The 20,463-nt window shown below is 47.4% G+C and carries 18 protein-coding genes and 1 pseudogene; 3 read left to right on the top strand and 16 right to left on the bottom strand.

The window, feature by feature from the left end:
• Window positions 1-322: 322 nt before the first annotated feature.
• Complete coding sequence (locus tag JFN88_RS24610) at window positions 323-1,195, top strand: alpha-helical endospore appendage domain-containing protein (RefSeq protein WP_233167906.1); 873 nt, start codon at window positions 323-325, stop codon at window positions 1,193-1,195.
• A gap of 164 nt (window positions 1,196-1,359) precedes the next feature.
• Here the strand turns inward: JFN88_RS24610 and JFN88_RS15425 are convergent, their stop codons facing one another.
• From JFN88_RS15425 to JFN88_RS15370, 12 genes are all read right to left on the bottom strand, one after another.
• The gene (locus JFN88_RS15425) at window positions 1,360-3,024 is read right to left on the bottom strand and encodes an S-layer homology domain-containing protein (protein ID WP_199020168.1); all 1,665 of its coding nucleotides are present in this window, start codon (window positions 3,022-3,024) and stop codon (window positions 1,360-1,362) included.
• 237 nt (window positions 3,025-3,261) lie between these two features.
• Window positions 3,262-4,086, bottom strand: coding sequence for an alpha/beta fold hydrolase (locus JFN88_RS15420; RefSeq protein WP_199020167.1), 825 nt, complete (start codon window positions 4,084-4,086; stop codon window positions 3,262-3,264).
• A 74-nt stretch (window positions 4,087-4,160) separates the two neighbouring features.
• Window positions 4,161-4,775 (bottom strand): GNAT family N-acetyltransferase, encoded by a 615-nt coding sequence (locus tag JFN88_RS15415; RefSeq protein ID WP_199020166.1) that lies wholly within the window; start codon window positions 4,773-4,775, stop codon window positions 4,161-4,163.
• Window positions 4,776-4,904: 129 nt separating this feature from the next.
• Window positions 4,905-5,207, bottom strand: a complete 303-nt coding sequence (locus JFN88_RS15410) for a hypothetical protein (protein WP_199020165.1) — start codon at window positions 5,205-5,207, stop codon at window positions 4,905-4,907.
• 129 nt (window positions 5,208-5,336) lie between these two features.
• Entirely contained in the window at window positions 5,337-6,506 is a 1,170-nt protein-coding gene (locus JFN88_RS15405) for an MFS transporter (protein ID WP_199020164.1), read from the bottom strand.
• A gap of 51 nt (window positions 6,507-6,557) precedes the next feature.
• Window positions 6,558-7,631: a Gfo/Idh/MocA family oxidoreductase gene (locus JFN88_RS15400; protein WP_199020163.1), complete on the bottom strand. Its 1,074-nt coding sequence runs from the start codon at window positions 7,629-7,631 to the stop codon at window positions 6,558-6,560.
• 18 nt (window positions 7,632-7,649) lie between these two features.
• Window positions 7,650-8,150 carry a GNAT family N-acetyltransferase gene (locus JFN88_RS15395; RefSeq protein ID WP_199020162.1) on the bottom strand — a complete coding sequence of 167 codons (501 nt, stop codon included), beginning with the start codon at window positions 8,148-8,150 and terminating at the stop codon, window positions 7,650-7,652.
• A gap of 19 nt (window positions 8,151-8,169) precedes the next feature.
• Window positions 8,170-9,387, bottom strand: coding sequence for a 5-aminolevulinate synthase (gene hemA / locus JFN88_RS15390; protein ID WP_199020161.1), 1,218 nt, complete (start codon window positions 9,385-9,387; stop codon window positions 8,170-8,172).
• 204 nt (window positions 9,388-9,591) lie between these two features.
• Entirely contained in the window at window positions 9,592-11,850 is a 2,259-nt protein-coding gene (locus tag JFN88_RS15385; RefSeq protein ID WP_199020160.1) for an ATP-binding cassette domain-containing protein, read from the bottom strand.
• Between the two features lie 29 nt (window positions 11,851-11,879).
• Window positions 11,880-12,278 carry an SRPBCC family protein gene (locus JFN88_RS15380; protein WP_199020159.1) on the bottom strand — a complete coding sequence of 133 codons (399 nt, stop codon included), beginning with the start codon at window positions 12,276-12,278 and terminating at the stop codon, window positions 11,880-11,882.
• Window positions 12,275-12,601, bottom strand: a complete 327-nt coding sequence (locus tag JFN88_RS15375) for an ArsR/SmtB family transcription factor (protein WP_199020158.1) — start codon at window positions 12,599-12,601, stop codon at window positions 12,275-12,277. Before JFN88_RS15375 ends, JFN88_RS15380 begins: the two co-directional genes overlap by 4 nt.
• 206 nt (window positions 12,602-12,807) lie before the next feature.
• A complete protein-coding gene (locus JFN88_RS15370) occupies window positions 12,808-14,004 on the bottom strand; it encodes a macrolide family glycosyltransferase (RefSeq protein ID WP_199020157.1) in 1,197 nt (398 codons plus the stop codon).
• Between the two features lie 274 nt (window positions 14,005-14,278).
• On the opposite strand from JFN88_RS15370, the gene JFN88_RS15365 reads away from it, so the two are divergent.
• Window positions 14,279-14,956 (top strand): L,D-transpeptidase family protein, encoded by a 678-nt coding sequence (locus JFN88_RS15365; RefSeq protein WP_199020156.1) that lies wholly within the window; start codon window positions 14,279-14,281, stop codon window positions 14,954-14,956.
• A gap of 23 nt (window positions 14,957-14,979) precedes the next feature.
• Here JFN88_RS15365 and JFN88_RS15360 read toward each other — a convergent pair whose 3' ends face one another.
• From JFN88_RS15360 to JFN88_RS15350, 3 genes are all read right to left on the bottom strand, one after another.
• Window positions 14,980-15,360 carry a VOC family protein gene (locus tag JFN88_RS15360; protein ID WP_199020155.1) on the bottom strand — a complete coding sequence of 127 codons (381 nt, stop codon included), beginning with the start codon at window positions 15,358-15,360 and terminating at the stop codon, window positions 14,980-14,982.
• 136 nt (window positions 15,361-15,496) lie between these two features.
• On the bottom strand, window positions 15,497-16,975 hold the full coding sequence (locus JFN88_RS15355; protein WP_199020154.1) for an Lsa family ABC-F type ribosomal protection protein: 1,479 nt from the start codon (window positions 16,973-16,975) through the stop codon (window positions 15,497-15,499).
• Window positions 16,976-17,292: 317 nt separating this feature from the next.
• Window positions 17,293-18,795 (bottom strand): glycoside hydrolase family 30 protein, encoded by a 1,503-nt coding sequence (locus JFN88_RS15350; protein WP_199020153.1) that lies wholly within the window; start codon window positions 18,793-18,795, stop codon window positions 17,293-17,295.
• A 519-nt stretch (window positions 18,796-19,314) separates the two neighbouring features.
• On the opposite strand from JFN88_RS15350, the pseudogene JFN88_RS15345 reads away from it, so the two are divergent.
• Window positions 19,315-19,919: pseudogene (locus tag JFN88_RS15345) on the top strand (transposase); the annotation flags it as partial.
• 98 nt (window positions 19,920-20,017) lie between these two features.
• Here the strand turns inward: JFN88_RS15345 and JFN88_RS15340 are convergent.
• The coding region (locus tag JFN88_RS15340) for a hypothetical protein (RefSeq protein ID WP_199020152.1) at window positions 20,018-20,463 on the bottom strand (446 nt) is incomplete at its 5' end.

Here is a 20,463-nt window from a genome sequence, read left to right as displayed (position 1 = left end):
GTATGCCTGCACCTTTATTTCGATGTTATGAAATTATCAGAGCTAATCATATACGCTTTTGATACATTTGTCTATACGTCCTTACATAACCAAATATCACGGCAGCAACAGTTGTCATTTCGCCGAACTGCTCGAAGAACATGAATCCCTTACACTTAGCAGTTCGAGTGTTCGGCGGATTCTATGGTGCTACAAGATGTCAAGACAGTTTTTTTAGATTTTTAATCTATTTATTTTTTAATTACCATTTTACACAAACCGTTCATAGACAAAACAAATATGTTAAGAAGAAAGCAATTATATTTTGAAAGGAGCACTCTTCATGTCACAAGCGAATATTCCGAATATTACCCCTACAATAACGATAACAAGAGATGATGCCGTCAATTTGCTGCTTTCGTCCATTGCCCTGGAAGAGCTGGGGATGAGCCACATTATCAATGCAGAAGGGGAAAAAATTCAGTACGTTCTGGGAACTCTACCCGGCGTTTCATCGCCTCCGGCAACGATTTCCGACTTGCTGGCCATTAACGCAAGCGTAAGGGACACGCTACGCGAACTGACGAAAAAGGAATGGCTTCTACAATCGAAGCTGGAATCGGTTCTGGAAACGCCGATTTCCAACGGGCCGATCGGAGCTACCGGCGTAACGGGGGCAACCGGGCCTTCGGGGCCGACAGGGCCGACGGGAGCAGGCGCAACGGGGGCTACGGGTGATGCAGGAGCCACCGGGGCAACGGGCGCGACAGGCGTTACCGGTGCGACAGGGGGGATAGTAAGTGTTTTTGGTTCATACCTACAGACAAACACAGGATCCATCGCTTTGACTGCTACACCACTACAAGTACCGCTTGATCAACCTTCCAATGTGTCGGCAAATGTTACGTTCACAGCACCCGGTACTATAACCGTTAATGAATCCGGAACTTATTTTATAAGTATTTTAGTCTTGGGAAATACATTACAAGGAACAACTGTTACCGTTAATTTGGCGATAAATGGTACAGGACAAACGAGTATGGCTCAGACGCTACAGTTTCTACCAGATACATCAACAACTTTTGCAATAAATAACTATTTCACGCTCATTGCTGGAGATGATCTGAGCATTCAAATATCGGCTACGGACGATTTGGACTTTTTCTTCGCAATCTTTGGCACAGGAGCCGTAATAAATGTTCAGCGAGTCGTATAAATAAAGAAACAAGGCGCTACAATATGGGGCGCCTTGTCATGTTATATATGTTTTTTCAGCCTCTTCTCCCTGTAACGCGCACCGCTTCGATTGGAACACGCGAAAACGGCTGGGCAACAACGAAAAGGAAATACAGAATCCTTTCACACTTTGGCTGCCTCGCTTCAATTTCTGCCGACTGTTTCTACATCGATCATATCGTATAAGCGAGGTTGTCCTTTGATCAACCTGTTATAGGCTACAAGAGCATACATGGACTGATCTGTAGCCATCAGATCAACTTCACCGGGCTTCGCCCCTCCATTATCAACGCCGCCAGCTTTTACATGATAAAAACCTCCATCAGCAGCGGCAAAGCTGAGTAAAGCATCAATAACTGATCTGCCGTTTTTGACGAATCTGGCGTCTGTATGCGGGTTAATCCCAAGGCCGCTCAATGCAACGACAACTTGAGCTGTGCTTTCGGAACTAACGGTTACCCCGTTGGCGTACCCGCCATTGGTCGCCTGAGCCTTGGACAACCAAACCAGGGCGCGGTCTACCGCAGCCTGCACATCTGTATTCGTTTTGTAATAGGGTGTCAAGCTTTGGATCACCATCGCCGTAATGTCAGGGTCCGGCTGCGACGGGGTCTCGCTCAATGCCCACCCTCCCCCAATGATTGCTCTCTCCAGGATAAAGCTGATCAGCAATTGTCTTGTGGTTTGTGTCTTTACTGCTGGAACAACGGGAATATCGTAAGCTTTGCTGTCCAGTGCGATCAAAGCAAAAATCGGGCCATTTATTCCTTGCTTGATCAATGTGTCGTAATCGGCTAGCCAGTTCAGCAAGTTATAGCCAGCAACGTCCTCGACACTCCTTCCAATGGCAGTTAAACCCAATATGACCCGGTCATACTCCGTATACTTTACCGCATGAAGCTTGCCAGACTTTTCCTTCAGTATGCTTTCAACATTCGTATAATATTTGTCATAATAGACGTCGGGAGCTCCAACATAGGAACGCGCCAAGCCCAATACCGTCCAGTCGCCGCCAATCGATCCTATGGTCGGGTTAGTGACGGATTTCCGCAAAAATGCCGCTGTCGCTTTGATCTGCTTTTCGACTACAGCGGTCTTAAAATCGGGTTGATGTGCTTTCCCCGAATCATCTTTTTGGAAGTGGTACACTCTCATAGCCACAACGGCCGCCATTTCTCTGGTTACCTCTGCGTCTGGATGGAACCGGCTATTCCACCCCGACATAAGTCCGAGCGCCACGACAGTCTTTACGTTATCAGCAGCCCAGTTCGAGATTGTGGACACGTCGTCAAATTCAGGAACCTGCACGTTAGTTGGCAGGCCCATTGCTCTGGACAACATGACGGCCAACTGTTCACGGGTAAGCTTATGGTTGGGTCGGAACTCATCGCCATATCCGGCTACAATTCCCGCTTTGCTTGCCGCATTTACATACGGATAGAACCAGTCTTGGCGGGAGACGTCGCGGAAATGGATTGCGTTGTCCGTGCTCACAGCCAATCCAACTACACTCGTTATTATTGTTGTGAATTCAGCTCTCGTTATGGCTGATTTTGGGCGGAAAGCCCCGTTGCTGCCTTGCAAAATATTCAGTTCGGCCGCTTCTCCAATCGCATCAACCGCCCAGTCCGAAATGTCGGTAGCATCCGCGTAAAGCTTGAACGGGTCGTTAAGAACGGAAACTTCGCTGACTCCAGTTGCCGCATTAGCCGGATTGTCCGGAATAATGAATGATCCCAATGAAGAAAAAGCTAGCATTACACACAGTAAAGAGACCATAGCCGGTCTTGAAAAATGATAATGAATCATTTTAATCCTTCCTTTTCACGTATTTTTGATCGCAAACGCAACAAAAAAGCCACCCAACAGATGGGCGGCGGGACCGCTCTGGCTTATATCGGTATGCCCTTTGCATGTATCCGCTCGGGATGTCTGCACCTTCATTATATCTTGCTCTATGCAATTATTCGAACTAATCATATACGCTTTCAATATATTTGTCTATACGCCCTATCAATTAGCAAATTGAAGGGTTGATTGACCTTGTCAGTCTCGGCCCGCTTCATATAGCTTCTGCGCTACCATTTCAGGCCTTGTACGGGTGTCCGTAAAATGGTCGCCGTCACCGACGATCAGACGGAACAAGCCAAGCCTTGTAGACATATGCGGATTCCAGCCGAAGCCCTCGCCTTGCGGAAGCGCATTGTCTTGATAAAAATAGACATAGCCTTTAGGTGTAGGCAGCCTGTAAAACGCTTTAAGATCCAGCTTCTCGAAAAGCGGCCCGGCCGGTTCCGGAGTGACTGCCGCATACATCTGCTTGGCTTCCTCCAGACTGGCTGTATTGACGAACAAATCCCGAAATACCGGAAACGGAAGCATGATCGTATCGTCCTTCGATTCGGCCCTGAGATGCTCGAAAATTTGCCTTGTCTGGGGAGGAAGCTCATCAGCAAGCGACTGGCCGTCTTTCAGTACGAATGCGTCCCAGAATACGAGGCGTTTAATGCGATCCGGTACCTGTTCAGCAACCTTCTGGATGACCGTTCCGCCAAAGCTGTGCCCGACGAGAATGATATCGCGCAGATTCAGTTTCGTAATAAAATAGACGACGGACTTTGTGATCATCGCATGCGTGACCTTTTTGTTCGGATCATTGCCGTGACCTGCATATTCCGGCGCATAGACGGTATGCCCCCTACTTTGCAGGACAGCCGCTACGCCGTCCCAAAAGCGAGCATCGGCCCAGGAGCCATGCACAAGCACGAAGATAAGCCGCTGCTGTGCTGCCAGACGGTTGCTTTCATTAAATCCCGTGCGGCCATGCGGCCAGAACCAACCGCCTTGGGGATAGGGAGTATAAGGATTCATAAGCAAACCCCTTCTCAAATCGATATAGATCAGCTTATGCCCATCGCATTTGAGGGGTTCCTTTACTTCTATTCTTACATTGTCGCTTTTCCACCGTCATACTTCACATTCAACAGGTAATGCAAATTCGCCTTCACCTCTGGCCATTCGGTATCAATGATGCTGTACACGATATTATCATGTATGGTACCGTCAGACTTGACCCTGTGCTTGCGCAAAAGGCCTTCCTTGACCGCCCCCAGGCGCTCGACGGCTTTTTGCGATCTCAAATTATAAGCTCCAACCGAAAACTGCACACGCAGCAGTTCCAGCTCTTCAAAACAAAAATGCAGCAGCAAGGACTTGGCTTCCGTGTTGACTCTCGTTCTCCAAAACTCCGGTGAAATCCAGGTGCAGCCTATTTCCGCGTTGTGATGAGTGAAATCCAAGTGAATGACGCGTGTGGTGCCAATAATGCGTCCGGTTGCTTTCTCCATGATTGTAAAAGGTATGGCTGTTCCGTTGGCCTCGCTCACCAGCGCTGTGTCGATAAGCTGCTCCGCCTGTTCCCTGGTTGTAATGCTTCTCCAGGTGAATTCCCAAATTTCCTGATTCCCTAACACCTGAATCAAAGCCGTGGCATGACTTGCATCCAGAGGCACTAGATCGATGTATTCGCCTGCAAGTATTCTGGTCTGATTGATGCGCACTTCATACAACGCTCCTTTGTAAAATGCTGCTTACAGGATTATTGTATAACCGCAGTATAAAATATACTCGCCAAAGATGTAAAAATTGAGTTTACGTTGAATTTATCTTAACAGTTCCGGCACCGCAAGCTACCCTTCAACCACATCCGCGTGCAGATCTGTTGCAATTTCAATCATTTTGGGAACGATAGCTTCAGTTGAAATGGCTACGTATAAATCCCCCATGTAAAGCCGGAAAGGAATTTCCGCGTTCGCAAGCTTCCACATAAAAAAATCCCCTTCGATAGACATGGTGCTATCCGGTCCTTTGACCGTAAGAACCTGGGAGTACGTAAAGTCAGGCTTGGATGCGAAATAGTGTTGGCACTCTTCCAATGATATAGTTTGCTCCGTTTCTTGCATGGATCGTGTAATCCGAAAACGCTGATTCATGAACAGGCCTCCAAAATGGTTTTTGTCCATTCTCTCACCCCTTGGGCCAACTGTCAAAAATAAAAAGAGGGTGGTTAGCTCACCATGAGCTAAACCACCCTCTATACAGCTTGAAATACACAAACATGATCATTGATGAAACTCAGCCGCCTGCTCTTTCTCGACTTTTCTCCTTGAAAGGAGCAGTCCCTGTCCAATTAACGCTGCGGCAACAACAACCCCGGCCAAATAAGGAAGCTGTGACGGTGTAATGCCGATCAGCAGGACGGCTCCGCCAAGCGAAGCGCCGACAGAGCTGCCCAAATAATTGGCGGAACTGTTCAGGGCAACAGCTGACGCCCCTTGCTGCGGCTGCAACTGCAACAGCGTATGCTGCTGCGGCGCTTGTGAGGCCCATCCCGTCACACCCCACAGGAAAAAGGGAATGAAACCGAGCAATGCATAGTGCAGGCTGAACGGCAGACTGAACATCGCAATGGCCATAATCGTTAGAATCCCGGCCATCAGTATTCCCGGTTTTTTGGTGCGGTCAATCAGGGAACCGATAAATAAGCTGCCGACTACCCCGCCAATTCCCCATGCCCAGAGATAGGCCGTAATATTTTGAATCCCGGCCAATTCTTGCAGGATGGAGGAAACATACGTATACAGCCCCAGACTCGCTACGCTGGTCAGAAATGTAATGCCCACAATGGCAGCCACCCGCCCGTTGGCCATCATGCTCAAACGCTGGCGCAGGCCCGGAGGCGCAGATAAAGGGAAATCCGGAAAACGAAGCAGAATCCCCACGATAGCGACTATGCCAAGCGCAGTAATGACCCATAAAGTTCCTCTCCAGCCAACTTGCTCGGCAATCAACAGACCGACGGGAACGCCAATTACTGTTCCCATACTCATGCCGCCGAGCGTTGTTCCAAGCGCGCGTCCCCGCATCTCTGGCGCAACCAGAGATGCGGCAGCCGCGGCGGCCAAGGGAGAATACAGTCCGGCGCCAATACCGGCAAGAGCCCGGGAAAGGAGCAGCAGCGTAAAGTTAGGAGCAATCGCTGTGACGGCATTAGCCACAGTGAAAACAGCGAGCGCGATCAGCAGCGTCCGGCGCACAGGCTTGCCTGCGAGCAGCGTAGCAAAAATCGGGGCGGCCAGCGCATAACAAAGGGTAAAAACACTGACCGCCTGCCCCATCTGGGATGTGTTAAGACGGAAATCCGCTTCCATCAGGGGAAGCAGACCCGCAATTACGTAGGCATCCAATCCTAGTGCGAACATGCCAAATGAAAGAAGAATGACTTTTTGCACACCTATTTCCTCGCCTGTTTCATAATAGTCAGATCAGCCTTGGCGTTTGCCTTAACCAAGGCGTTCCAGATTGCTTTCATCATAATAAGATTCTCTTTCAGCGCCTACCACGTACTGTACCGGACCAAGCGTTCTTGAACTGTGATCGATCCGGTTCAGCAATCTTTGCAGCTTCAACGCTGTTTGCAGATCAGCAAATGGCTGCGCGGGAGCCTTCCCGCTGTGGGCAAAATGCGCGGCATCCAACGCTAGCCGAGTCAGCTTGCGGATCGTAAGCAGTTCGGGTCTGGTCTCCTCTTCTCCAGTCTGAATGTCCAGAATGGTCCGGTCTCCCGTCAAGCCCTTCTCCCACACCCGCAGCTGGTCGAAATCCCAGGCAGGCGTATCATAGATCAGCGAAGCATACACAAGCCGCTCGTCGGGCGAGGCGAACACAAGATCGATCTCCCGTTTGCGGTTGATGTTCACAAAGCTGCTGTACCCGGTAATGACGGCTTTTTGAAGCGCTGCTGTAATCGATGCGCTGTCGAGCACATCATCTCCTGAGATGGAGAAATCGGAACGAATGCCCTGGCTTTCTTGCAGCTGCAGTTCCTCATTGGGCGCGCAGATCCATTGCACAAGATCAAGCGGGTGAATGATTTCGCTAATGACCCCGCTGGTAGGCCGGAGATCGTGAATTCGGTCTTTTCCCCAGTAAAAATTAGCCCGCAGCAGCCGAAGCTGTCTTTTCGCCACGTACTGTTTTAATGCGATAGTGGTATCTGAGTAGCGCTCGACAAGGTCAAGGGCAAAGCCCGAAATATGGGCTAAACTGGATTCCAGCACATCCAGGTTATCATGTACGCCGGCAAATGGTTTCTCACAGATCACAAAACCCTTGTAACCGCTAAGCTGGGTAATGACTTCCGCATGACTGCCATCATTTACACTAACCACAACAATTTGCGGGCGGAATTCTTTAAGCGCCGCAGCAATGCTCGTATAGTAAGCTAAATCCAACCGGCGTTTTTTCCTGCCAACATATGCGACCTCAATCTCTTCGTTGCCAGGCAATTCAATTTGTTTAAAAGCATTGTAAAACCGTGTTCCCGCATAGCCTAGTCCGATGATCAGCACATTCATTCCTTTATTCTACTCCCCTCAGGACAGTTGTTTGTATAAAAGATCTTCACCTGTTTCTTCAAATCCCAGCTTTCCATATAAAGATTTAGCGACGATTGTCGTTTGCAGGACAATTTTACCGACCTCTTGTTCCCGAAACCATGACAGCAGGTAGTCCATCACTTGCTCCGCTATGCCCTGCCTGCGCCACTTGGGATCAACAACGACGGTTTGAATCCAGCCGGAGCGTCCGTTTAAAATTCCCTTCATCGGCGCTCGCTCGTCAATGACGCCAATCGCGCATGCGACAATTCCGTCTGCTGCGTCCGAGGAAGCAGCGGCAATCAGCACTGTCGGGTTATCTCGCAAATTTTTGTGCAGCCACCTGCGGTAGCTGTCTTGCCAGGCCAACTCCTCTTCAGGGGATTGTGCGGCATAATGCCCATCTCCTCCGCTAAGGAGATGCTTTCTCAATTCAATCAGCCTCTCAATATCCTTCTCTTCGGCTCTTCTTGCCACTACCGGACTTTTCGTCTGCATCGATAAGCTCTCCCCTTGCCTACACCGCTACTGCCGGAGTCAGGATATCGAAATATGCGAAGACCTCCGCAAGCGCATCGACCAGATGGCGAATTTGCTCATCCGTATGATTAGGTGTTACATTGACCCGAAACCGCTCCGTGCCCGCAGGTACTGTCGGAGAATTGATCGGCTGAAGATAGATTCCGTGATGTTCAAGCAAGCGCTTCGCCGCCGCTTTGCATTTCTCGGCATCTCCAATCTTGATCGGAAGGATATGCGTTTGACTGGATTCCATCACAGAGATTCCTCTGGCAGATAGAGCATTTCTCAACTTTCGCGTCTTCTCATGCAGACCGCTTCTTTCCCACTCTGACCGCTTCAGATGCTCTACACTGGTGAGGCAAGCGGCGACGATGGCCGGAGGCAGAGAAGTTGTGAAGATGAAGCCGGAAGCGAAGGAACGGACGGAATCAATCAGTACCGCTGAAGCAGCGATAAAACCGCCGATCACGCCAATAGCTTTTGCCATCGTCCCTTGAATAAAATCAATTTGATCGGCTACGCCCAGTTGAGCGGCAATACCGGCTCCGTATGGACCATACATGCCGATAGCATGCACTTCATCCAGGAAGGTCAACGCATTATACTTTTTGGCCAAAGCTGCAATTTCCCGAATAGGCGCCACATCGCCATCCATAGAGTACACGGATTCGAAGAAAATGATCTTGGCTCGTTCTCTCGGAACAGATGCCAGCAATTCCTCCAGATGGCGGACATCGTTGTGCCGGAAAATCAGTTTGTCTCCCTTGGAGGCGGTGATTCCATTAATGATGGAAGCATGGTTCAACTCATCGGAGAAAATCAGGCAATCCGGGAAAATACGCGTCAAGCACTGAATCGTCGCATCATTGGAACCATAACCTGTCGGGAATACCAACGCAGCCTCCTTGCCATGCCATTCCGCGAGTGAGGCTTCCAACTGCGTATAGTAGTGGTGCGTTCCTCCGATGTTTCTTGAACCGCCTGAACCAGCGCCATACCGTTCAATCGCTTCATGCATGGCCTCCAATACTTTCGGATGCTGCGACATTCCCAAATAATCGTTGCTGCACCATACAACTGCGGGACGGCCTTCCTGTTGATTCACATTAGCCAGTGGATACTGCGAGCAAATTCGATTAATGGTTACAAACTCCCGGTAATGCCCTTTGCTTTTTAACTGGTTGATCTTCTGTTCAGCGATTTCAGCGTACACTCTCATCCCTCCATTTTTCTCTTATCCACTCTATATTTAGTGTTACACCCTTAATTTACCATCCTATATCCGATTAATCAAATAGGAATTATCTATTAAACAATAAATTCTTTCTTTCCTGCGCAAGCAACACAAAAAGATCATTGCTCCCCTGTAAGCCCAGGACGAGAAATGATCCTTTGATTAGGTTACGATTTCAAGTAGTTACGATTTCAAGTATTGTCCTGTAATCGACTGTTCCGCATAAACAATCTGAGTTGGTGTGCCTTCAAATACCACCTGACCGCCCTTGCTGCCTCCGTCCGGTCCCATATCGATAATCCAATCCGCCTGGCTGATCACATCAAGGTTGTGCTCAATGACAATTACCGTATTGCCGGCATCTACGAGACGGTTCATGATCTCCAGCAGGTGACCGATATCTGACATATGCAGGCCAGTTGTCGGCTCGTCCATCACATAAATGCTGCCCTTCTTATGCAGTTCGCTTGCCAACTTGATGCGTTGGCATTCCCCGCCAGAGAGCGTGCTGAGCGGCTGGCCAAGGGTAATATAGTTCAGCCCCACATCGCTCATTGCTTGCAACTTGCGGACAACCTCTTTCAACTGAAAGAACTCCAAGGCCTGCTCCACGGTCATCTCCAGCACTTCTGCAATTGACTTTCCGTTCAGCTTGTACGCGAGCACTTCCTCCTTGAATCGTCGGCCTCCGCAAACCTCGCATGGCAGCTTCACGCTTTCCAGAAATGCAAGGTCCGTATACACAACGCCCAGGCCCTGGCAATTCTCGCAAGCTCCCTTGGAATTGAAGCTGAACAAACCCTGGTTCACCTTGTTTGCCGAAGCAAACGCCTTGCGCACATCATCCATAATGCCCGTGTAGGTCGCGGGATTCGAACGTGTTGATACCCCTACGGCGGATTGGTCGATGACGATAGCATCCGAATGCTGGCTGAGGAATACTTCGTTAATGAGCGTGCTTTTGCCCGAACCTGCGACGCCCGTAACTACTGTCAGTACGCCCGTTGGAATATTTACACTGACGTTCTGCAGGTTGTGCAAGGTGGCATTCTGAGTGGACAGCTTGCCGGATGGCTGTCGGCAATCCCGCTTCAGCTCAAGCGGCCTTTTCATATGGGTGCCAGTGAGTGTATCTGCTTCCAGCAGCCCTTGATAGCTTCCCTCATACACAATAGTGCCGCCGCGGCTTCCAGCGTACGGTCCAACATCGATAACATGGTCCGCTACCTTGATTACATCGGGATCATGTTCAACGACAATGACCGTATTGCCTTTGTCCCGGAGCTTCTGCAACAGTTCATTTAGCCGGTGTACATCACGGGGATGCAAGCCGACGCTCGGCTCATCAAAGATATACGTGACATCGACCAGACTTCCGCTCAGGTGCTTCACCATCTTGACACGCTGAGATTCCCCGCCGGACAATGTATCCGTTTCTCTATCCAGTGTCAAGTAATCCAGTCCAATATCCACCAGATGCTGCAGCCGTTCCGTCAGTGATTTAACAATCGGCGCGGCGACAGCATGATCAATCTCCCGGATAACTCTGATAAGCTGGCCGACCTCCATGGAAGACATCTCGGCTATGTTCAGTTCATTGATTTTGCAGTTGAGCGCAGCTTGACTGAGCCTGGCGCCGCAACAGCTTGAGCAGGGTCCCTCCGTGATGTAAGGCGCAACAGCTTTTTGCGTGCGTTCGGACATCGTCTTCACGTCTCGCTTGATGTACTTGTTAGTGAATTTCTCGATGACGCCTTCCACCGTAATATTCACTGCCTTTCCGCCGAACTGCACCTCGACTTTCTTCGCCTTGCCGTATAGAAGCTGCTCCAGTTCCTCATCCGAATAATCGCTCAACTTTTTGTCAGGATCGAAGGGCCTATACTGCACGACCATTGTCCAATCGAAGCTGTCCACCGAATAGTCCGGCAGCATGATGGCGCCTTCCCTCAACGACTTGGACTTGTCCAGCGCCTTGCTCATGTCAACACCTAGTTTGCGACCGATTCCGTTGCATTCCGGACACATGCCTTGCGGATCATTAAAGGAGAACATGTTCGCTTGTCCAATATAGGGTTGTCCCACCCTGGAGAAGAGTAAACGAAGAATGGGGGAAATATCGGTAATCGTACCCATTGTGGAATGGGAGCCGCCGCCAAGCCGCTTCTGATCCACAATGACAGCCATGCTCAGGTTCTCGATCGCGTCCGCATCCGGCTGCGGATAGCGCGGCAGGAAATTACGGACGAACATGCTGAAGTTCTCATTCAGCAACCGCGTGGATTCTGCGGCTATCGTATCGAAAACGATGGAAGACTTGCCCGATCCAGAGACCCCGGTGAAAATCGTAATCTTCCGCTTGGGAATTTGCAAGGATACGTTCTTGAGATTGTTCTCCCGCGCAGACGAGATTGCAATATATTCTTGAGAAGATTGAATCATTCCTAACATCCTTTCGTTCGTGTGCGTAACTATTCTTCCAGCACTTTTGCAAGTCGGCCGCTCCAGCCCGTCCAGCCGTATTTCGCTCCTTCGAGCCCTTGAGCGTTGGAGAATCCGATCTGTTCGAGATGAAGGTTAACCTTCCCGTCCCCCAGATCCTGGAGCGTCCAGGTAACCGTATGTTCCTCCCCTGCGCTGGCCCACGTGTAGGAAAGCCGGTTTGGTTCGTCCACAAGAAGCACTTCACCGACAATGATGCCGTCCCACCACTCGTTCGGCTCCGTACGGAACTGAAAACGATGTCCTACGACGGGTTTAAAATCATTTTCCATGACCCACTTGGCCAGCTTGCTCGGATCGGTTATCGCGGACCAAAGCTTCTCAATCGTTGTTGTGTACTGAAAATCCAAAGATAGTGTCAAACTCATTCTTCTTCCTCCTCTAATAGTTGGTTCAAGCGCAACATGTTCATGGTCCAAAACTTTCTGTAGAATGCTACCCAATCCTGCACTTCTCTAAGTGGAGAGGGATTTAATCTAAAACGCGTTTCCCTTCCGACTTTCCGGTCGTGTACCAATCCAGCCTCTTTAAGGATGGTCAAATGCTTGGATACTGCCGTCCGACCCATCGGGAATTGTGCCGTTAACTCATGGAGCGGCATCTCTTCCGACTCGGCTAACAAACGAATCAGTCGGCGCCTGGTTGGGTCTGCAATCGCCTCGTACACATCCCGCAACCTGTTTTCACTCACAGTACCTTCTCCTAATATTTTGTTGATTCCAGTGAAGCTTATTCAGATTCCAACTTGCCAAATGAGATATTACAACTTAATCAGACACCATTTAGTGTCACTTTAACTATAGGCCACCATTTGGTGTCTTGTCAATATTATTTTAGGCTCCAGCGGAGAGCTGCGCTGTCTTTAACAGTGATCGAAAAAAAAGCTCTCCATCCATTTTATACATGTTGTTTAAATTTGAAAATCTCATCAACAGCTTGATGATAACCACCTGATTTGCGCAACGAATCGCTGATTTTTTCAGCGGCTGCCCGGAAAGATGGCCCAGCTAACACCTGATCTGCCGCTTCTCGCAGCCGAGAGGCAGTCAAGCTTTGCATTTGCAAGGAAATCCCTGCTCCGATATGTTCGACTTGCTTGGCGATCAGGGGCTGATCCGCGCTTTGCGGAAGTACCAGCAGCGGAATTCCGTAATAGAGACCTTCATTCGTGCTGTTCATCCCGCCATGCGTAATAAATAATTTCGTGTAGGGCAGGACTTCTGTTTGTGGAACATAATTTTGTACGATGAAGTTATTCGGTATTTCCCCTAAATCAGAAATGCGGGTTCTATTCCCGACCGACATTACAATTGTATGATCCGTATCCCCGAACGCTTGAAAACAAAGCTTATAGAAATCCAGCGCCTGATTAAACACCGTGCCCAGTGAAATATAAATCGGGCTGGTCTCCCGAATTGCAGCAAAGTCAAAATGTTCATTGGTTAAACGTGAAGAAATGGAGGGACCTACAAATTTATAAGTTTCGTCAAATCCTTCTCCATCGGGCTGAAATTCCTTTGTTATGTACACGATTGTAAATGGTGCAGGATTACAGAAAACTTCATAAGGAGAATGAATCTCCACATCATATTGCTTTTGTAGCGTTGCAGTCAGTTTGTGAAACTTATCATGAATCGGCCTAAGGATTTCTGCCGGGACATCTGCAATTGATGGTTTCAACATGGAATCGAATGATTCTTTTGTTTGCGCAAAAGTTGTACACGAGCTAATAGCGGGAAGTTTAAGGATTTGGGCCAGCAATCGTCCGCAGCCAAACATGGAATCATGAATCATATAATCAAAATGCTCTCCCTTGATCTGTTCCAGAATGCTTGGTATGACGATATCTGCCGTAAGGAGAAGTCCGTTGACTCTTTCGAGCAAATAGTCTCTCCCGCCTGAGATGAAGGCCTTAATAAATTTTTGATCGTCAAATGTACGTACGGAAGCTCCCGCCTTCTCCATACGCTCACGAAAAGCTTCAATCGTAACATATACAACCTCTTCTCCACGCGATACAAGCTCCTGCACAACTCCAATCGTAGGGTTAATGTGCCCCTCTGAACCCGCACTCACAAATAAAACGCGCGCCATTTTTCCACCCCTTCTCGCTTTTCTTGTGCTTCATGCCACGGTCATGCAAGAAGATCCAATCGCTCTATAACATTTGCGACTAGATCTTCTTTACTAATAATGAAATATTTAATTCATAATTCCAATTACCAGTTAATCTCAACCGCATTCCGAAATGTTCCTGTAGGTGACAGGGTTTCTCTAATTTCGCAAAAGCCTCATTAATCGTCCAGGAAACCCCGTGAATGGTACATTGCTGTTCTGGGAACATTATGGAAAAAAGATGGAGATCTGTATGAAACGAAAAATACTAACCAGAGCATGGTATATCCTATTAGGTTTGGTCATTATTTTATCTTGTTCGGGGATACAAGCTGCTGAAGCTTCGCCTGATTCTCCCCTCTTCGAAATTGAAGTATATCCTGCTGATCATCGGTTGCTGGTCTTCAAGGAAGGCCAAAAGTGGAAAGAATACCACGTTGCAGTCGGAAATCCCTCTACCCCAACCCCTGTCGGGGAATACATGATTATCTACAAAGGGAAGAACTGGGGACGCGCTTTCGGACCGCGCTGGTTAGGGTTAAATGTCCCGTGGGGCATCTACGGCATTCATGGGACCAATAAGCCGTACTCAATCGGGCAACATCTCAGCCACGGATGTATCCGCATGCACAATAGAGATGTGCTGGAGTTGTACGACATGGTGCCCGTGCATACAAAGGTCACGATATACGGGCATGTACTGGGAGATACCAATCATGAATTAAGGGACTTGGCGCAAGGGGATGTCGGCAGTGATGTACAATTGATTCAGTTCAGATTAAAAAGCGCCGGCTACTATAACGGGATCTGCAACGGCAAGTTCCGTGCAGATACGGCTGAAGCGCTCAGAAGATTTCAACGCGACCATCATTTGCTTCAGAACGGCGTTGTTTCCAATAAGGTGTATGAAGTGTTAGGGCTGCTGGAATAAGCATTCACACGCACGACAAAAACTTATTGTTTCTCCAAAACTGCAAAGTAGTTTTCTTCATGGTCTGCGAAGTTAAACACTTTGCCCGTCGGCATCGTTATAATGTCCCCGACTTTAATGTTTTTACTGGACAAGTCTCGATGAAGCTCTTCCACATTGCCGGTAAAGAACATTAAGGACGGTGTACCCAAATTTAATCCCGGAGACATTTTCGCCACAAATTCCTTATTATGCAGGATAATGCTTGTATCAGCGCCTTGTGCAGGAGCAATTTCAATCCATCTCAGGCCCTGTCCGTTATTTTCTTCGGCAATGACTTGAAATCCCAGCTTCGTTGTCCAAAAATCGACTGCCGCATCCTGGTCATTGACATACAGCATAATTTGGCCAAGTTTATTGATCATAGAATTGTCCACTCCCTTGATGGTTATTCATCCGAAATTACAAGCCCATCGTACCAATCTTGGAGCCTGCTCGTCAATATTCATGCGAACTACCAGCTCAATTGCCGGTGGATGGTATAGCACCACATTTGATCCTCTAAAATTCAACAACCTTAGTCGCAATATTGACGCAGAATTCGCTATCATGTTCCACAAATAAAAGTGTAGGAGAATGCTCCAGCAGCAGCTCCTCAATTTGCATCCGGGAAATCACATCAATAAAATTAAGCGGTTCATCCCAAATATGCATATGAGCACGCTCAGAGAGACTTCTGGCAATCAGCACCTTTTTCTTTTGCCCGCCGCTGAAAGAGGACATATCCTTCTCAAATTGCAGTCTGGAGAAATCCAGTTTGCGCAGGATCGCTTTGAACAGGCTCTCATCGATATCGTTGCTGCGGGCGTAGTCCTTCAAATTGCCCTGCAAATGAGAAGTATCCTGGGAAACATATGAGATTTTCAACTGGCTTCCCTTGCGGAACGTGCCTGTATAATCAAGTTCCTCGCCGCAAATCAGCTTCATCACACTCGATTTCCCGGAGCCATTTGGGCCCGAGAGGGCAATCCGGTCTCCTTGCTCGATTGTGAAGCTTATCTGCGAACACGCTTGATGCTCTCCATAATACACCGAGACATCATCCAACTCTGCAAGCCGTTGCTTGTGAAAAACAAGCTGAGTAATCTTCAAGCTTTCCGAGCTTTCGATATTTTGAAGCAGCTTGGATTTCTCTTCAATCGCAGACGCTTGCCTTTTCTCCATGGATTTGGACCGCTTCATCATTTTTGCAGCCTTGTGCCCGATGTATCCTTTATCTACCTTAGAGCCGGAATTCAGGGTGCCGTTTTTTGTTTTTTCCACTTCGTGGGACCAGTTGCTTGTTCGCTTGGAAGCTTCAGATAGATGTTTGATGTCCTTCATCAGCTTTTCGTTCTCAGCCTGCTCGAAGTGATCCTGTTTGACTTTGTTCTCCCACCAAGCTGAGAAGTTCCCCTTTTGAACCTCCACGCTCGTCTTGTTAATTGACAAAATATGGTTTGCACAATGATCCAGAAACGCCCTGTCATGAGAAACGAGAATGAAACCGCTTTTGGAACGGAGATAACGGCTGACCACTTCTCTCGCTTGCATATCCAGATGGTTAGTAGGTTCGTCTATAAGCAAAAAGCTGTTTTCCTTCAGGAACAATGCCGCCAGCATAACCTTCGTTTGCTCACCGCTAGACAAGGAGCTAAAAGGACGATACAGAACATCATCCGACACCTTGAGCAATGACAGCTCCCGCATCATTTCCCAGTGGACATAATCCGGGTGGATCTCTTCTATAACTTCTATCGTGAGATTCCCCTTATTCTCAATGGGAAATGGGAAATATTCAAAGCTTGTTTGCGATGAAATCGTACCCCTGTATTCATATTTGCCGAGCAGCAATTGAAGCAGCGTTGTTTTTCCTCTCCCATTTCTCCCGGTAAACCCTAATTTCCAATCCGTGTCGAGCTGAAAACTTACATTCTCAAAAATAGTATCGTAGCTGCCGTCGTAGGCAAACGTCAGGTTAGAAACATTAATTAATGACATTAACGATCATCCTCTCAAAAAAATAAGAGCCACAAGAAAGTTACTTTCTTGTAGCTCAAATTCATACGTCAAATCCCGCTCAGGTTTCACTGTGGGCAGCAGGAATGAGAGTATTCGCTTGAGTTGATAAGAATAAGCAACTTTCTTGCCATCTGAAAATAACAAACCACGCGCGTCCAAACCGCTGCAAAATGGTTTTATTATGTTTCATCATCAGCAAGAAATTTTACATTATTCCGCTCAACTCCTGTCATCAAATTACCGTAAGCTTACCATATCGCTTTTTGGAAATCAACCTGTTTAACGGATCTGCAATACTAAGACACCGTTCCGTACCACTTGTAGGTCATGACAGACTTGCCTGGGATGGTGACGTTAAAGCTTTGGCCTCCCCACTGAACTTTAACATTGCGGGAGGAACTTGAAGAGTTATAAGCAACTACTACTTTGGATGTATCCGGATTGCGGAAGGCAACGCTTTTAATATCCGAGCCTGTGTTGCTGGCAATGCGATAAGCGCCTGGCACTACAAATTTGCTGAAGTGTCCCAGCAAGTAGAATTGCTTGTGATAAGTAACCCGGTTCTCTGGCGAATCATTGCGATTGTCAGAGTTTTGAATCGTGATCATCCCTTTGTTGGTGTTATTCGGAGACAACAACGCAGGACCGTCTCTTTGATCAAGCGCCGCATTCCACGTAATAATGGATTTGGACCAGTTTCTCGTAATGTTGATGAATGAGTTAATCATATTATCAAAACCTTGGGACGTGCCATTCTGAGGGTCATTCCAGTTGCCGAATCCGCCCTCTGTAAACCAAATTTCTTTATCCGGGTGATTGTTGTGCAGCGACGTCATCGTTGATCCATCGCCACTATCGTAGTGGTGGAAAGCGCTGCCTGCGACAAATTGTCCTTTTCCTGCATTTTTAAGAGAATTAATAACCGAATTCGGGAAGTTCCAGTTGAGGAAGTTATGATCGAATGCAATGATTTTTGTATTAATGCCTGCGTTGCGGAGAGTCGGCCCCAGGTAGTCCCCGATAAAGCCGATTTGGTCTTGTACGTTCATCCCCATAGACGGGTAATGTGAAGGTTCATATTGCGGCTCGTTTTGAATGGTTACAGCGTAGATCGGAATTCCTTCAGCCTGGTAGGCCTCAATGTATTTTTTGAAGTAATTGGCATAGGTTCCATAGTGCTCTGCTCTCAGTTTGCCGCCGTTAAGCGTATTGGAATATTTCATCCATGCTGGAGCGCTCCATGGCGATCCCATTACCTTGATTCTGGAGTTTTTAGCCAGAGCTTGCTTCACCATCGGAATAATATAGTATCTGTCACGCTGAATTGTAAAGTTGTTTAAAGCCGTATCATTAGGCGTATCGGCATACGTATAGGCGGCCCAGGCAAAATCCGAGCTGCCGATCGGCTGTCTCAGCAAGCTGAGGCCGATACCCGTATATCCGAACAGCCTCTCAAAAACCTCGGCTCGCTTGTTGTTGTCCAGCTTGTAATTCAGCAGCCATGCCGATGAGTCAGTCAACGATACACCGAAACCATCCATTTGCTGATAGGTAGTTCCTTCATTTACCGTGATCGTAAAGTCTGCATTTCCGGCATTGCGGCTAAAGTTTTTATCTCCAATGCGGGTAAGCCTCGCATTCGGGCTTAAGCCGACGGCCGGTTCAGTATACGGGTCAGATGTAGAAATCCATACTTCAGCTTGCTCATTGGCGGCATAGACAGAAAGCGATCCGTACGATGTTCCGGAGACTAAAACGGCAGTCAGCAATGCGATTGCGCTTTTCTTCCAACGTTTCAATTCAACAACATCCTTTCGTTTAGTTTTTTGAAAATCAAGTGTCTGATTCCTTGCCTACCTGGTGCATCACCTCCTTTCGTGATAGAGAGCATTGCCATAACAAGCGTAAACGGCTTTGCCGTCTCTTGACCGAACAAAATGAATGAAATCGATTTCTTAAATGGATAGATGAAAGCGTTAACAAGTATAGTTATACAAGATAAGCCTTTTAATTACAATAGGAGTTTTTGACTATTTTGAAATCGTTTTCAAATAAAAAATAGACTCTGTTCGCTATAGTTCAACAAAACGACCTCAGGAATACTTGGTTCAAAATATGAAATAGTTTTCATAGTTTATAGCTCAACTTTCGCAGCCTGAATTCGGTAAACAAGCCTTGATGTAGTATAATGCTCCCATAGGTTGAGACACGGAAGCGTGATAAATAAGTTATAATGAAGCTATGGAGAAGCGAAATCGATACACCGCGGAGTCGAAAAGTAAAGTCGTGCTGGAGCTGCTCCGGGAGGAGCAGACCGTGAATCCAATGTAACCGGCATCGAAGATCAAATCATTGCCCTCTACGCCAAAGGCGTCAGCACGCGAGAGATTCAAGACCACCTGCAACAGTTGTATGGCATTGACGTCTCGCCGACGATGATCTCCAATGTGACGAATAAGATTGTGCCGCTCATCAAGGAATGGTCATTGGGATCGACTTGGATGGCAACAAGGACGTCTTGGGGATGTGGATCGGTGAAAATGAATCGGCGAAGTTTTGGCTCAGCGTGCTGAATGACCTTAAAAACCGTGGCGTCCAGGACATTCTGATTACGTGTGTGGAGTACCTGCTCATTATCCGGTCATGGCGCACCAACTGGGATGAACTGGCGACCTTTTTTAAGTATCCGCCAGAAATCCGCAAGCTGATTTATACGACAAACATGATCGAGAGCTACCATCGCCAACTCCGCAAAGTCACCAAAGGAAAAAGTATCTTCCCTACGAATGAAGCGCTGCTCAAGATGCTTTATCTTTCCACGATGGATGTGGTTCGCAAATGGACGGGGCGGGTCCAAAACTGGGGGCAGATGCTCCTCCAACTTTCCGTCTTCTTTCCGGATCGGGTCGGGCAACACATTTAAGCTGAGACGCATGTTGCCCCCCTCGGGAGCCTTATCCTCTAACTACGTTTACACAAAACTCTTGACAGACCCATAATTCTCGATAGGCCCATTGTCTATCATATATAAATAATTGTAATTTCCTTTCCACTATCTGGTATAACAACAATTGCAAAATTTTCATTTTCAAAAGGGAATTCTATTTGAACATACTCACCATTATTCCATTTTATATAATTTGCTTTCTGTTTTTGTATTTCTTTTACCCCAGTCGATATTATCGTATATTCTCTATGACCTAACTTAATTATAAATTCTTTAACAGAATCAAGCGTATTAAAAAAATACTCTGCATTAATAGAAGAATCATACTGTGCCCAACTATCCGTTTTTTCTTTTTCAGCTAGAAACTTCAATACAACACTGTTATTAGAATCAACGGAGTATAAATTAACAAAATAATCCTTATCATTTTTTTTGTTTACAAGTGTAAATTCAGAATCGTTTATGTCACCATTTTTTATATGAATTTTCAAATCATTTATTTTTAAATTTTCAATATTAA

Source organism: Paenibacillus roseus (assembly GCF_016424485.1).
In the GTDB taxonomy this organism is placed as follows: Bacteria; Bacillota; Bacilli; order Paenibacillales; family Paenibacillaceae; genus Paenibacillus_D; species Paenibacillus_D roseus.
The sequence above is the reverse complement of the archived record's forward strand: the minus strand, read 5'-3'. Positions and strand labels throughout refer to the sequence as shown.

Coding starts and splice junctions, on each gene's coding strand:
- JFN88_RS24610 (WP_233167906.1), top strand. CDS start 323: ATGTCACAAGCGAATATTCCGAATATTACCCCTACAATAACGATAACA.
- JFN88_RS15425 (WP_199020168.1), bottom strand. CDS start 3,024: ATGATTCATTATCATTTTTCAAGACCGGCTATGGTCTCTTTACTGTGT.
- JFN88_RS15420 (WP_199020167.1), bottom strand. CDS start 4,086: ATGAATCCTTATACTCCCTATCCCCAAGGCGGTTGGTTCTGGCCGCAT.
- JFN88_RS15410 (WP_199020165.1), bottom strand. CDS start 5,207: ATGAATCAGCGTTTTCGGATTACACGATCCATGCAAGAAACGGAGCAA.
- JFN88_RS15400 (WP_199020163.1), bottom strand. CDS start 7,631: ATGAATGTGCTGATCATCGGACTAGGCTATGCGGGAACACGGTTTTAC.
- JFN88_RS15395 (WP_199020162.1), bottom strand. CDS start 8,150: ATGCAGACGAAAAGTCCGGTAGTGGCAAGAAGAGCCGAAGAGAAGGAT.
- JFN88_RS15385 (WP_199020160.1), bottom strand. CDS start 11,850: ATGATTCAATCTTCTCAAGAATATATTGCAATCTCGTCTGCGCGGGAG.
- JFN88_RS15380 (WP_199020159.1), bottom strand. CDS start 12,278: ATGAGTTTGACACTATCTTTGGATTTTCAGTACACAACAACGATTGAG.
- JFN88_RS15370 (WP_199020157.1), bottom strand. CDS start 14,004: ATGGCGCGCGTTTTATTTGTGAGTGCGGGTTCAGAGGGGCACATTAAC.
- JFN88_RS15365 (WP_199020156.1), top strand. CDS start 14,279: ATGAAACGAAAAATACTAACCAGAGCATGGTATATCCTATTAGGTTTG.
- JFN88_RS15360 (WP_199020155.1), bottom strand. CDS start 15,360: ATGATCAATAAACTTGGCCAAATTATGCTGTATGTCAATGACCAGGAT.
- JFN88_RS15355 (WP_199020154.1), bottom strand. CDS start 16,975: ATGTCATTAATTAATGTTTCTAACCTGACGTTTGCCTACGACGGCAGC.